Source organism: Thauera chlorobenzoica (genome assembly GCF_001922305.1).
GTDB lineage: Bacteria > Pseudomonadota > Gammaproteobacteria > Burkholderiales > Rhodocyclaceae > Thauera > Thauera chlorobenzoica.
The window spans coordinates 2,114,633-2,128,536 of the sequence record NZ_CP018839.1; the positions used below are offsets into that span (position 1 = coordinate 2,114,633).

Genomic DNA, 13,904 nt, shown 5'->3' on the forward strand with positions numbered 1-13,904 from the left:
GGGCAGCGATGTTAGCATCGCATTCATCATCATCCCGACGAAGGGGCGGACGCATCGCCTGCACCGCGACCGCACTTCGGCCAAGGCCATGACCACCTGCATCGATGCCGCTGCGGCGGACGAGGACCATCAGCGCATTTCCCATCACGCGCTGTCGATCGACGACAGTCTGATCCGGCTCGAGGCGCGCCGCCATGAGGGCCTGAGCGCGGCCCAGGTACAGGCGCGCCTGGTCGAGCACGGGCGCAACGCCCTGCCGCCGCCACCCCGGCGCGGGGCGCTGCTGCGCTTCCTGCTGCAGTTCCACAACGTGCTGATCCACGTCCTGCTGGTCGCCGGCGCGATCACGCTGCTGCTCGGCCACCTGATCGATGCCTTCGTCATTTTCGGCGTCATCGTCATCAATGCGTTCATCGGCTTCATTCAGGAGGGCAAGGCCGAACGTGCGCTCGATGCCATCCGTGACATGCTGTCGCTGCGCGCCCAGGTGCTGCGCGATGGCCACCGCCAGGAGATCGACGCCGAGGCGCTGGTGCCGGGCGACATCGTGTTCCTCGCTTCCGGCGACAAGGTGCCGGCGGATCTGCGCCTGATCGAGGTTCGCAGCCTGCGTATCGAGGAGGCGGTGCTCACCGGCGAATCGCTCGCGGTGGAGAAGGCGACGGCCGCGGTCGGCGCCGGGGTCGCGCTTGGCGATCGCCGTTCGATGGCGTACTCGGGGACGCTGGTGGCCTATGGCCAGGGCGTCGGCGTGGTCGTGGCCACCGGCACGCGAACCGAAATCGGCCGCATCAGCGCAATGCTCGGTGCGGTCCAGACCCTGAGCACACCGCTGTTGCGCCAGATGGAAGGCTTCAGCCGGGTGCTGACCTGGATCATCCTCGGCGTCGCCGCGGCGGCCTTCGCCTTCGGCATCGTGTTGCGCGGCTACGGCGCGGCGGAAATGTTCCTCGCCGCGGTCGGCCTCGCGGTGGCAGCGATCCCCGAGGGGCTGCCGGCGATCATGACGATCACGCTGGCGATCGGCGTGCAGCGCATGGCGCGGCGGCAAGCGATCATCCGCCGCCTGCCCGCGGTCGAGGCGCTCGGCTCGGTCACCGTGATCTGCTCCGACAAGACCGGCACGCTGACCCGTAACGAAATGACCGTGCAGCGGGTGCTCACGGTCGATGGCCGGATCGACGTCTCGGGGGCGGGCTATGCGCCGCATGGCGGCTTCGAGCGCGGCGGCCACGACCTCGAACCGGCCGAGGCGCCCCTGCTCACCGACATCGGCCGCGTTGCGTTGTTGTGCAACGATGCCGGACTGCGCCTGGACGAGGGGGAGTGGCGCGTGGTCGGCGACCCCACCGAAGGCGCATTGCTGACGCTCGCGCTGAAGGCCGGCCTCGACCCGAAGCTGTGCCGGGAAGAATCGCCCCGCGACGACGTCATCCCCTTCGAATCCGCGCACCGCTTCATGGCGACGCTGCACCACGACCATGGCGGCCGAGCCCAGGTATTGGTCAAGGGGGCGCCGGAGCGCGTGCTGTCGCTGTGCGTCAACGCCCGCGCGCTCGACGGCGAGGCGCAGCCGCTCGACGCCGATGCCTGGGGACAGGCGATGGCCGAGGCGGCCGGAGAGGGCATGCGCCTGCTCGCGCTGGCCGTGCGCGCCTCCAGCGGGCGGCTCGCGGCGCTGAGCTTTGACGACATCGAGGACGGCGGCTTCACCTTGCTCGCGGTGCTCGGCATCACCGATCCACCCCGCGCGGAGGCCGTGCAGGCGGTAGCGAACTGCCTCGCGGCCGGCATCCGGGTGAAGATGATTACCGGCGACCATGCCGCAACGGCGCAAGCGATCGGCGAGCAACTCGGCCTCGGGCGGGACATCCAGGCGATCACCGGGGCCGAGATCGAGGCCATGGACGACGTCCGCCTCACCGAGGTCGTGTGCGACACCGAAATCTTCGCCCGCGCCAGCCCCGAGCACAAGCTGCGCCTGGTCGAGGCGCTGCAGGCGCGCGGCGAGGTGGTGGCGATGACCGGCGACGGCGTCAACGACGCGCCGGCGTTGAAGCGCGCCGACGTCGGCGTGGCGATGGGGCGCAAGGGAACCGAGGCGGCCAAGGAAGCGGCCGAGATGGTGCTCGCCGACGACAATTTCGCCTCGGTCGCGGCCGCGGTCGAGGAGGGCCGCATCGTCTACGACAACCTGAAGAAGACGGTGGCCTACATCCTGCCGACCAACATCGGTCAGGCCGGCATCGTCTTCTTTGCCGTGCTGTTCGGCGTGACGATGCCGATCACGCCGCCGCAGATCCTCTGGGTCAACATGATCACCGCGGTGACGCTGGCGCTGGCGCTGGCGTTCGAGGACGGCGAGCGCGACCTCATGCGCCGCCCGCCGCGGGACCCGCGCGAGCCCCTGCTGACCCGCTTCCTGCTCTGGCGCATCGTTTTTGTCGGTCTGCTGCTGGTCGCCGGCGGGATGGGTGCGTTCCTGTGGGAACAGGCGCACGGCGCGAGCGTCGCAGCGGCGCGCACCGCGGCGGTGAATGCGGTCCTCGCCGGTGAGGTGTTCTACCTGTTCAACATGCGCAGCTTCACCGCCCCGGTGCTGAACCGGGACGGTTTCTGCGGCAACCGCTACGTGCTCGGTGCGATCGCCCTGCTGGTGCTGTGTCAGATCCTGTTCACCCATCTGCCGGCGATGCAGCGCCTGTTCGGCACCGAGGCGCTGGAGCTGGGTGCGTGGCTGCGCATCCTCGCCTTCGGCGTGGCGGTGCTGCTTGCCGTCGAGGCCGAGAAGGCCTTGCTGCGCGTTCGCGCCCGGTCTGCGGGCAGGGGCGATCATTGATGGAACAGCTGCTCAGCCACGGGCCGTATGCCGAATTCGCGCTGCTGTTGCTGATCTCGGCGGTGGCCGGGGCGATCGCGGTGCGCCTGCGCCAGCCGGTACTGATCGCCTACATCGTCGTCGGCATCCTGGTCGGACCGGCGGGGTTCGGCCTGGTGAGGGCGCATGAGCAGATCGCGCTGCTGGCCGAGATCGGCGTCACCGTGCTGCTGTTCGTGGTCGGCCTCAAGCTCGACCTGCACCATATCCGCCATATCGGCCCGGTGGCGCTGGCGACCGGACTGGGCCAGCTCGGCTTCACCATCGTCTTCGGCTTCGTCCTGATCGTGGCGATGGGCAAGGAGCTGATGGAGGCGCTCTACGTCGCCGTGGCGCTGACCTTCTCGAGCACGATCATCGTCGTCAAGCTGCTGTCGGACAAGCGCGAACTCGACGCCCTGCACGGGCGCATCGCGGTCGGCTTCCTGATCGTGCAGGATGTCGCCGTGGTGCTGGCGATGATGGCGATGAGCACGCTGCGCGGCGCCGGTGAGGCCGCGATCGTCGAAGTCGCCGCCTCGCTGGCCCTGCGCCTGGGCGCGGCGGCGGCGCTGATGTACGTGCTGATGCGTTCGGTGTTGCCCCGGCTGGTGGAAGCGATGGCGCGTTCGCAGGAACTGCTGCTGATCTTCGCCGTGGCCTGGGGAACCGGGCTCGCCGCACTGGGGGAATGGGCCGGGTTCAGCAAGGAGGCCGGCGCCTTCCTCGCCGGGTTCTCGCTGGCGTCCACGAGCTATCGCGAAGCGATGAATGCGCGCCTCACCGGGATCCGCGACTTCATGCTGCTGTTCTTCTTCATCGATCTTGGCGCGAAGCTCGATTTTTCCACCCTGGGCGGCGAGCTGTGGCCGGCGGTGGTGCTGTCCTTGTTCGTGCTGATCGGCAACCCCTTGATCGTGATGGCGATCATGGGCTACATGGGCTACCGCAAACGCACCGGCTTTCTCGCTGGGCTGACCGTGGCCCAGATCAGCGAGTTCTCGATCGTGTTCGTCGCGATGGGAATCAGCCTCGGCCACGTCGGTGTCGAGGCGCTCGGCCTGACCACCCTGGTGGGGCTGGTGACGATCATGATGTCCACCTACATGATCCTGCTCTCGCATCCGCTCTACGAGCGGCTTGCCCCGTGGCTGGGGGTTTTCGAGCGCAAACGCCCGTTCCGCGAGCTCGCGGTCGAGCGCCCGGGCCGTCCTGCCGGCCAGCCCGACATCATCGTGTTCGGCCTCGGGCGCTACGGTGCGCGCCTGATGCAGCAGCTGCGCGGCGCAGGGATCGAAGTCCTCGGCGTCGATTTCGACCCCGAAACCGTCCGCAGCCTGCGCAAGCGGCGCCTGCCGGTGCGCTTCGGCGACGGCGAGGATCCGGGTTTCCTCGAGACCCTGCCGCTGCGCCATGCGCGCTGGGCGGTCACCACCTTCCCGCAATGGGACTCGAACCGCGCCTTCCTCCACGCCCTCAAGGAAGCGGGGTTCGGCGGGCGGGTGGCCGGGGTGGTGCGGGACGACATCCACGGCGAGGCGCTCGGCGCCGCGGGCGTCGAGCGCGTGTTGAACCCCTTCAACGACGCCGCGGACTATGCCGCGCGCAGCTTTGCCGCCGAGATCGCGTTCGCCAAGGTGCATGGCGAAGGCCCGGCGCCCGATCCCGACCAGGAGACAGAACGATGAACCCGTTGCGGACTTTGCTCGCCGCCACCGACCTTTCCGCCCTCGCCCGCCATGCGGTGATGCGCGCCGCGCTGATCGCTGCCGAATCGGGGGGGCAGCTGTCGCTGCAGCATGTGGTCAGCGTCGGCGCGCTTGATGCGCTGCGCCATCTGCTCGATGCCGGGACGGCCGGGATGCAGCAGCAACTGCTCGAGGAGGTGCGTGGAGAAGTGCAGGCGCTTGCCGCCGAAGTGGCCGCGCACCATGGCGTCGCCGCGGCGGTTCGGGTCGATGTGGGGGCGGTGCTGGCGGAAATCGCCAGCCATGCCGATGCGATCGATGCCGATCTGCTCGTGCTTGGCGCCCGTGGCGCCGGCTTCATGCGCGAACTGCTGATCGGCTCCACCACCGAACGTGCGCTGCGCAAGATCAGCCGGCCGCTGCTGGTGGTCAAGCAGATGGCGCACGAGTCCTATCGGAGGATGCTGGTGCCGGTGGACTTTTCGGCGCGCTCGCTCGATGCGCTGAGGGTGGCGCAGCGCGTCGCGCCCGCGGCCGAGATCGTGCTGCTGCACGCCTTCGAGGTGCCTTTCGAAGGCAAGCTGCGCTTTGCCGGTGTCGACGAGCAAGCCCTGTCCGCGCTGCGGGTCAATGCCCGGCGCGAGGCGGGCGCACAGATGAACGAGCTGGTCGAGCAGGCCGCGCTCGACCCCGCCCGGGTGCGCCGGATCGTGCTCCACGGCGAAGCCAGCACCCAGATTCTGGAACAGGAGCAGGCGCAGGATTGCGACCTGATCGTGATCGGCAAGCGCGGCCAGGGCGTGTTCGAGGAAATGCTGCTGGGCAGCGTCACCCGGCATGTCCTCGCCCGCTCCGCGGCCGACGTTCTGGTGGCCGACCGCCGGGCGGGCTGAGCGCTCCTGCCCGCCCGCCGCGGGACGGCTGGCGCGCCGCTGCGGCTGCGGTGCTGCCGGCGCCGGCTGGGTCGGACTGGGCGGCAGCGGCCGTGCGGCGTACACTTCCGTTTTGACCGCGCCTGCGCGCGGCCGACGGAGAGAAGATGAAAACCGAACATGCCCCAACGATCCGGCGCGCCGACTATCGGCCGCTGCCCTGGACGGTCGAGACCGTCGACCTGCATTTCAGCCTCGACGCCGAGGCGACCGTCGTCACCAACCGCATGTCGTGCGTGCGCAATCCGGACGTCGAAGACGGCCCGATCCGGCTGTGGGGTGAGGCGCTCGAGCGCCTGGCGCTGACCGTCGACGGCCAGCCTCCGGCGAGCTTGCGCGAGGACGGCTCGCTGCTCGAGATCGGCGCCAGCGGCGAGCGTGTCGTCGTCGAAGTGCGCACCCGCATCGACCCGCGTGCCAACACCACGCTGTCCGGACTTTACCTGTCGAACGGCGGCTTCTTCACCCAGTGCGAGGCGGAAGGTTTTCGTCGCATCACCTGTTTTCCCGACCGCCCCGACGTGATGGCGCGGTTCACCGTGACGCTCGAAGCCGATCGCGCCGCCTGCCCGGTACTGCTGTCCAACGGCAACCTGGTCGAAGAGGGGGCGCTGCCCGGTGATCGCCATTACGCGAAGTGGGTGGATCCCTTTCCCAAGCCGTCCTATCTCTTCGCCCTGGTCGCGGCGAGGCTGGTCGCACTCGAGCGCCGGGTGACGACGAAGTCGGGGCGCGAGGTGCTGCTCCAGGTGTGGGTGGAAGAAGGCAATCTCGACCGCTGCGGGCATGCGATGGATTCCCTGGTGCACGCGCTGCGCTGGGACGAGGAGACCTTCGGCCTCGAGCTCGACCTCGACCGCTTCATGATCGTCGCCGTCGCCGACTTCAACATGGGGGCGATGGAGAACAAGGGGCTGAACATCTTCAACACCAAGTTCGTGCTCGCCAAGCCGGACACCGCCACCGACCTCGATTACGAAAACATCGAGAGCGTGGTCGCGCACGAATACTTCCACAACTGGACCGGCAACCGCGTCACCTGCCGCGACTGGTTCCAGCTCACGCTGAAGGAAGGGCTCACCGTCTTTCGCGACCAGCAGTTCTCCGCCGACATGCTGGCGAGGGCAGCCAGCGCGGGCGCCGGCCCCGAAGGCGCGGCCTCCGCGCGTGCGGTCAAGCGCATCGACGACGTGCGCGTGCTGCGCGCGGCGCAGTTCCCCGAGGACGCGGGGCCGATGGCGCACCCGATCCGCCCCGACTGCTACCAGGAGATCAACAATTTCTACACCGCCACGGTGTACGAGAAGGGCGCCGAAGTCATCCGCATGCTCCATACCCTGCTCGGGCAGGAAGGCTTCCGCAACGGCATGGATCTGTACTTCAGCTACCACGACGGCCAGGCGGTGACCTGCGACGACTTCGTCGAAGCGATGTCGGAAGCCAACAACGGCGTCGATCTCGACCCCTTCATGCGTTGGTACGCTCAGGCCGGGACGCCGCGGGTGAAGGCCAGTGGGGTCTGGGATGGTGCAACCGGCAGCTACACTCTGAGCCTCGCGCAGCACACCCCGCCGACGCCGGGCCAGGCGCTCAAGCTGCCGCTGGTGATCCCGGTCGCGCTCGGCCTGATCGGGCCGGATGGCCGTGACCGGGCACTGCGGCTGGAGGGCGAGAGCCAGGCCGGAGCGACGACGCGCGTGCTGCGCCTGACCGAAGCGGAGCAGACGTTCCGCTTCGTCGGCCTCGATGCCGAGCCGGTGCCTTCGCTGCTGCGCGGCTTTTCCGCGCCGGTGATCCTCGAACTGGACGAGGACGATGCCCGGCTTGCGTTCCGCATGGCCCACGACGCCGACCCCTGCAACCGCTGGGACGCCGCCCAGCGCTACGCCGAGCGCGTGGTGCTGGCGCTGGCCGCAGGCTCCGCCGGGGAGGTGGCGCCGGCCTTCGTCGAGGCGTTCCGCCGCCTGCTCGAAGACGCCCGTCTCGATCCTGCTTTCCGCGCCCAGGCCCTCGCCCTGCCGGGCGAAGCCTATCTGCTCGAACGCATGGCGGCGGCCGACCCCGCGGCGCTGCGCGGCGCGCTGATGAAGGTGATGCGCACCCTCGGCGGCGTCCTGGCCGCGTCCTGGCTGGGCGTGCTCGAGGCGACCGAGCCGGCGCCGGTTTACCGCTACCACCCGGGCGACGCCGGCGCTCGCGCGCTCGCCAATCTCGCCCTGCGCTACCTCGCCGCCGCCGGTGACGAGCGCGGGCTGGCATGCGCGCAGGCCCGCTTCGAGGCCGCCACCAACATGGCCGAGCGTTTCGGCGCCCTTGCCGCGCTGGTCCAGAGCGCGAGCCCGGCGCGCGAGGTGGCGCTGGCCGCGTTCCATGCGCGTTACCGTGACGATGCCCTGGTGCTGGACAAGTGGTTCGCGCTGCAGGCCGGTGCCTGGCGCTGGGATGCAGCGGTGGCGCCGACCCTGGCGCGGGTGCGCGGCCTGCTGGACGACCCCGCGTTTAGCCTGGCGAACCCGAACAAGGTGTATGCCCTGCTCGGTACCTTCTTCCGCGCCAACCCCGGCGAGTTCCATGCCGCCGACGGTAGTGGCCATGCCTTCTGGGCCGAGCAGGTGATGGCGCTGGACGCGAAGAATCCCCAGGTCGCCGCACGCATGGCCCGCACCCTGGAAAACTGGCGCCATCTCACTGCGGCGCTGCAGGCGAGCATCCGCCCGCAGCTCGAACGGGTGCTGGCGAGTGAGGGGTGCTCGCCGGACGTCGCGGAGGTCGTCGGCAAGGCCCTCGAACAGGTGGGCTGAGCGCGGCGCGCGCCTGCTGGGCGATCCGCTGCGTGAACACAAAAACGCCGGGAAAACCCGGCGTTTTCATCGGTGTGCGGCCCGCTCGGGCCGCTTCGGAACCTGCCCGCTCACTCCGCGGCGAGATCGCCGGCGATGTAGCTTTCCAGGTGCTTGATCGTCTTCTCCTGCTGGCTGACGATGGATTTCACCATGTCACCGATGGTGACGATGCCGAGCACCTTGTTGTTTTCCACCACCGGGATGTGGCGGAAGCGCTTTTCCGTCATTGTTTCCATGACTTCGTCCACGGTGTGTGCCCGCGTCACGGTAAACGGGGCAGGGGTCATCAGGTCGCCGACCTTGACGTTGCGCGACATCAGCCCCTTGAGCACCACTTTGCGGGCATAGTCGCGCTCGGTAAAGATGCCGACCAGACGGTCGCCGTCGGTCACGAGGACGCAGCCGATATCGAACTGGGCCATCACCGACAGTGCATCGAACACCGAATCGGTCGGGCGCACGGCGTGGAAGGCATGGCCTTTCTGGTCGAGAATTTGTTTTACGCTGGTCGTCATCGTCTTGATCCCCCACGGTTGTTGACGCTCGGGCTGCATATCGCGGCCGGTTTTTGTTACAGATTGGCTTCAAGCCTTTCGGGACGCAAGCGGGGAACAACCCTTATTCCGTCGTGCGGCCCCTATTTTTTCCCGCCTCGTCGACCTGCTGGAGGGCTCAGATTTCGAGGTTGTCGATCAGCCGGGTACGCCCCAGCCTGGCCGCGGCCAGCACCACCAGCGCGTCGTCTTCGTCGGCCGGCGGCTGCAGGTCGGCGCGGCGGCGCACGGCGACGTAGTCGGGCTGCCAGCCGGCCCCCTCCAGTTGCGCCATCGCCTCGGCTTCGAGCTTCGCCAAGTCGCGCTCGCCGCTGGCCACGGCGCTGCGGATGTGGCACAGCAGGCGGTACAGCAGGGGAGCGCGGACGCGCTCTTCCGCGCTCAGGTAGCCGTTGCGCGAGGACAGCGCGAGGCCGTCTCCGGCGCGCACCGTCTCGCCTGCTAGGACTTCCACCGGGAGCGCGAGTTCGCGCACCATGTTGCGCAGCACCATCAGCTGCTGGTAGTCCTTCTTGCCGAACAGCGCGAGCTCGGGCTGGACGATGTTGAGCAGCTTCAGCACCACGGTGGCGACGCCGCGGAAATGGCCGGGGCGGCACTCGCCTTCGAGGACGGAGACGTGGGTCGGTGCCGGATCGACGTGATAGGACTGCGGCTGCGGGTACATCACGGCCTCGTCGGGGGCGAACAGGTGCGCGACACCGGCAGCGGCGAGTCTTTCGCAATCGGCGGCGAAGGTGCGCGGATAGTGCTCGAAGTCTTCGCCCTGGCCGAACTGCAGGCGGTTCACGAAGATGCTCGCGACCACGCTGTCGGCATGGCCGGCGGCCTGGCGCATCAGCGCGATGTGGCCGTCGTGGAGATTGCCCATGGTGGGGACGAAGGCCGTCCTGCCGGCGCCGGCGCGCGCGCTGCGCAGGCTTTCGATGGTGCGGTGGATCTGCATGCGGGATCGCTTCCGGGGCTGTGGTAGGGGCTCAGTAGCAGTGCTCGGCGGCGGGGAAGCTGCCGTCCTTCACCGCGGCGACGTAACGCGCGACGGCATCTTCGATGCTGGCGGCGCCGTCCATGAAGTTGCGCACGAAGCGTGCGGTCTTGCCCGGGAAAATGCCGAGCATGTCGTGCAGGACCAGGACCTGGCCGTCGCAGCCGGGGCCGGCGCCGATGCCGATCGTGGCCATCGTGCGCAGGCTGGCGGTGATTCCGGCAGCGAGTGCGGCGGGCACCATTTCCATCACCATCAGCGCGGCGCCGGCCTGTTCCAGCGCCAGGGCGTCGGCTTTCAGCCGCGCCGCGCCTTCGTCGCTGCGGCCCTGCACCCGGTAGCCGCCGAGTTGATGCACCGACTGCGGGGTGAGGCCGATGTGGGCGCACACCGGGACCCCGCGCTCGACCAGGAAATGCACGGTGTCGGCGATGAATTCGCCGCCTTCAAGCTTCACCATCTGCGCCCCCGCCGCCATCAGGCGTGCGGCATTGCGCATCGCCTGCTCGCGGCTTTCGTGGTAGCTGCCGAACGGCATGTCGGTGAGGACGAAGGCGCGGCTTTCGGCGCGGGCCACGCATTCGGTATGGTAGGCCATCTGTTCGAGGGTCACCGGCAGGGTCGATTTCTGACCCTGGAGCACGTTGCCCAGCGAATCGCCAACCAGCGCGACGTCCACGCTGCTGCGGCCGAGCACCGCGGCGAAGCTCGCGTCATAACAGGTGAGCATCGCGATCTTCTCGCCCGCGGCGCGCATCCTGCTCAGTTCGAACAGGGTTACGGGCTTCTGGTCCTGGAGGTAACTCATACATCGCTCCTGATGGGAGGACGGAGTTTTCACCAAACGGATGCGATGCACAAGTGCATTGCCATCCTCGGTCAGCTGCGGAAAATGAAATAGACCGCGCCGAGCATGCACAGGCCGGCCCACAGATAGTCGAGCTTGAGCGGTTGTTTCATGTAGATCACGACGAAGGGAACGAACACCAGCAGGGTGATCACTTCCTGCAGGATCTTCAGCTGCGCCAGGCTCAGCGCGGTGGCGCCGATGCGGTTGGCCGGGACCTGGAGCAGGTATTCGAACAGGGCGATGCCCCAGCTCACGATCGCCGCGACGTACCAGGCCTTGCCCTGCATCGTCCTGAGGTGGCCGTACCAGGCGAAGGTCATGAACACGTTGGATGCGGCAAGCAGCAATGCAGTCTGCAGCCAGACCGGGCTGGCGCTGGTGGCGGTGGTGGCGGACTGGAGCCAGGCGGGCATGGTGGCGGGAGGCGCGGAGTGGCGGATCTTATCCGAGGCGGGTGATGGCCTGGTCGCCGACGGCGGCGAGCAGCCCGGCGAGGCTGCCGTGGCCGGGAATGACGGTCTCCGGCGCGATCTCGGCGAGTGGCAGCAAGGCGAAGGCGCGCAGGTGCATGCGCGGGTGCGGCACCTGCAGCGCCGGCGTATCGATGACCGCATCGCCGTAGAGCAGCAGGTCGAGGTCGATCGTGCGCGGCGCCATCGGATAGTCGCGGCTGCGGCCGCTGTCGTGCTCGATGCCGTGCAGGGCCTCGAGCAGGGCGTGGGCGTCGAGTGCGGTGTCGAGCGCGATGACGGCGTTGATGTAGTCGGGCTGGCCGTCCACCCCGACCGGTGCGCTGCGGTAGAGCGCCGAGTGCGCTGCGACCGCGCTCACGGGCAGGGCGCCGAGGCGCTGCAGGGAGAGGGCGAACGCTGCCGCCGGGTCGCCGAGGTTGGCGCCGAAGGCGATGTAGGCGCGCACGCGCGCCACCGCGCTCATGCGCTGTCCGCGGAAGCGACGGCCTCGCCGTCGGCCGGTTTGCGCCGCCGCCGCCGGCGCTTTTTCGCCGCCGGCGCCGCTTCGGCCGGGGCCTCGCGGAGCAGCGCGTCGCGCTCGTCGTGACCGGCATGGGCGAAGCGGTCCCACCAGTCGACGAGCTCCATCGATATCTCGCCCGCCTGTGCGCGCAGGCGCAGGAAGTCCCAGCCGGCGCGGTAGCGCGGCTGCTCGATGAGGCGATAAGGGGTCTTCCCCGAGCGCTTGTCGAAGCGCGGCTGCAGCGCCCAGATGTCCTTGATGTCGCCGACGATGCGGCGGGTGATCGCGAGCTTGCCGGCCTGGGCGTCGAGGACCTCGTCCATCGCTTCGAACAGCGCCGGCTGGGCGTGCTCGCCGGCGGCCTTCTTCCTTTCCCACGCCGACAGCACTTCGTGCCACAGCAGGGTGGCGAACAGGAAACCGGGCGACACCGACTTGTCCTGGCGCACGCGCTCGTCGGTGTTTTCCAGCGACAGCCAGACGAAGCGCTCGCCCAGCGGCTGGCCGAGGATGACGTCGAGCAGCGGCAGCAGGCCGTGGTGCAGGCCTTCTTCGCGCAGCTGCTGCAGGCACTTCACCGCGTAGCCCGAGAACAGCAGCTTGAGCATCTCGTCGAACAGGCGCGCGGCCGGCACGTTTTCCAGCAGGGCGGCCATGTCGCGGATCGGATGGCGCGCGGCGGGATCGATGCTGAGGCCCAGCTTTGCCGCCAGGCGCACCGCGCGCAGCATGCGTACCGGGTCTTCGCGGTAGCGCGTGCGCGGGTCGCCGATCATGCGCAGGGTTTTCTGCTGGATGTCGGCCACGCCGTGGTGATAATCGACGATGGTTTCGGCGCCCGGGTCGTAGTACAGCGCATTGACGGTGAAGTCGCGCCGGGTGGCGTCTTCTTCCTGGTTGCCGTACACGTTGTCGCGCAGCACGCGGCCGTGCGCGTCGGTTTCCGTCGATTCGGCGTCCTGGTTGGCGCGGAACGTGGAGACCTCGATGGTTTCCGGCCCGCTCATCACGTGCACGATCTTGAAGCGGCGGCCGATGATGCGTGAGCGGCGGAACAGCGCGCGCACTTCTTCCGGCGTGGCGCTGGTGGCGACGTCGTAGTCCTTCGGCGGATGGCCGATCAGCAGGTCGCGCACGGCGCCGCCGACGACGAAGGCCTTGAAGCCGGCTTCCTGCAGCACCGTGCAGGTCTTGCGCGCAGCCGGCGACAGCTGCTCGCGGCGGATGCCGTGGCGTTCGACGGGGATGAGGGCGGGTTCGCGGTGTGCGGATTGCGTCGGGCGCTTGAAGACCTTGCGCAGCAGCTTGCGGATCATCGGGAAAGGCGTAGTCCTTGCATAAGCGCGCAATCATAACCGATCGCATTGCCGGTTCGGCGAACGTGTGTGCGACGCTGTGGTCCGCGAGGGCGGACAGATGTGCCGCGCCGGGGGCGGAGCCGGGCGCGGGGCGCTCTCAGCGCAGCGAGATCACCGGCCAGCCTTGCGCTTGGGCGTGAGTGCGCAGGGTGTCGTCGGGGTCGACCGCCACCGGGTTGGATACCCGCTGCATCAGCGGCAGATCGTTGTGCGAGTCGCTGTAGAACCAGCTCCGGTCGAAGCTCCCCAGGTGCAGACCGAGCGATTCGAGCCAGGCATCGACGCGTTCGATCTTGCCTGCCTTGAAGGCGGGCAGGCCGCGCGGCTTGCCGGTGAACGCGCCGCCTTCCTGCGCCGGGATGGTGGCGACCAGGTGGGGGATGCCGAACTCGCGCACGATCGGGCCGGTGACGAAGGCGTTGGTCGCCGTCACCACCGCGATCAGCGCGTCGCTGTCCAGGTGCTCCTGGACCAGCGCGCGCGCCTTGGCGGTGATCATCGGCCGTACCGACCGCTCCATGAACTCGCGGTGCCAGGCGTCGAGCTCGGCGCGCGGATGGCGGGCGAGCGGGGCGAGCTGGAAGTCGAGGAACTCGAAGATGTCGAGGGTGCCGGCCTTGTATTGCTCGTAGAAGAGGATGTTCTTCGCCTCCTGCACTTCGCGGTCGAGCACGCCCTTGCCGATCAGGAATTGTGCCCAGGCGAAGTCGGAGTCGCCGGCGAGCAGGGTGTTGTCGAGGTCGAAAAGAACGAGATTCACGCTTGGGCTCCGTCGGGAGAAATGGAAACAGGAGGGCCGGGGGCCAGAAGTCTAACCCCGGAAGGCCGCAAGCAGCGCCCGGGGAGAGGGAGGGGCGTCGGG

Annotated in this window: 11 protein-coding genes; 4 read left to right on the forward strand and 7 right to left on the reverse strand. The window is 68.7% G+C overall.

All coding sequences use genetic code 11. The features are described from left to right. Positions 1-88 precede the first annotated feature (88 nt). The 4 genes from Tchl_RS09810 (at position 89) to pepN (ending at position 8,278) form a co-directional block, all read left to right on the forward strand. Positions 89-2,839 carry an HAD-IC family P-type ATPase gene (locus Tchl_RS09810; RefSeq protein ID WP_075149680.1) on the forward strand — a complete coding sequence of 917 codons (2,751 nt, stop codon included), beginning with the start codon at positions 89-91 and terminating at the stop codon, positions 2,837-2,839. Next, a complete protein-coding gene (locus tag Tchl_RS09815) occupies positions 2,839-4,545 on the forward strand; it encodes a cation:proton antiporter (RefSeq protein ID WP_075148236.1) in 1,707 nt (568 codons plus the stop codon). Before Tchl_RS09810 ends, Tchl_RS09815 begins: the two co-directional genes overlap by 1 nt. Then, positions 4,542-5,438, forward strand: a complete 897-nt coding sequence (locus Tchl_RS09820; protein ID WP_075148237.1) for a universal stress protein — start codon at positions 4,542-4,544, stop codon at positions 5,436-5,438. Before Tchl_RS09815 ends, Tchl_RS09820 begins: the two co-directional genes overlap by 4 nt. 146 nt (positions 5,439-5,584) lie before the next feature. Further along, positions 5,585-8,278, forward strand: a complete 2,694-nt coding sequence (gene pepN, locus Tchl_RS09825) for an aminopeptidase N (protein ID WP_075148238.1) — start codon at positions 5,585-5,587, stop codon at positions 8,276-8,278. Between the two features lie 110 nt (positions 8,279-8,388). On the opposite strand, the gene Tchl_RS09830 is transcribed toward pepN, so the two are convergent. The 7 genes from Tchl_RS09830 to Tchl_RS09860 form a co-directional block, all read right to left on the reverse strand. After that, complete coding sequence (locus Tchl_RS09830; protein WP_075148239.1) at positions 8,389-8,835, reverse strand: CBS domain-containing protein; 447 nt, start codon at positions 8,833-8,835, stop codon at positions 8,389-8,391. Positions 8,836-8,992: 157 nt separating this feature from the next. Then, entirely contained in the window at positions 8,993-9,820 is an 828-nt protein-coding gene (panC, locus tag Tchl_RS09835; protein WP_075148240.1) for a pantoate--beta-alanine ligase, read from the reverse strand. Between the two features lie 31 nt (positions 9,821-9,851). Next, positions 9,852-10,667 (reverse strand): 3-methyl-2-oxobutanoate hydroxymethyltransferase, encoded by an 816-nt coding sequence (gene panB / locus Tchl_RS09840; RefSeq protein WP_075148241.1) that lies wholly within the window; start codon positions 10,665-10,667, stop codon positions 9,852-9,854. A 71-nt stretch (positions 10,668-10,738) separates the two neighbouring features. Then, positions 10,739-11,122 carry a DMT family protein gene (locus tag Tchl_RS09845; protein WP_075148242.1) on the reverse strand — a complete coding sequence of 128 codons (384 nt, stop codon included), beginning with the start codon at positions 11,120-11,122 and terminating at the stop codon, positions 10,739-10,741. Positions 11,123-11,150: 28 nt separating this feature from the next. Further along, positions 11,151-11,645 carry a 2-amino-4-hydroxy-6-hydroxymethyldihydropteridine diphosphokinase gene (gene folK, locus Tchl_RS09850; RefSeq protein ID WP_075148243.1) on the reverse strand — a complete coding sequence of 165 codons (495 nt, stop codon included), beginning with the start codon at positions 11,643-11,645 and terminating at the stop codon, positions 11,151-11,153. Beyond that, positions 11,642-13,000, reverse strand: a complete 1,359-nt coding sequence (gene pcnB, locus Tchl_RS09855; protein ID WP_075148244.1) for a polynucleotide adenylyltransferase PcnB — start codon at positions 12,998-13,000, stop codon at positions 11,642-11,644. The genes folK and pcnB overlap by 4 nt, the downstream gene beginning before the upstream one ends. Before the next feature lie 139 nt (positions 13,001-13,139). Further along, complete coding sequence (locus tag Tchl_RS09860) at positions 13,140-13,802, reverse strand: histidinol-phosphatase (protein WP_075148245.1); 663 nt, start codon at positions 13,800-13,802, stop codon at positions 13,140-13,142. Between the last annotated feature and the right edge of the window lie 102 nt (positions 13,803-13,904).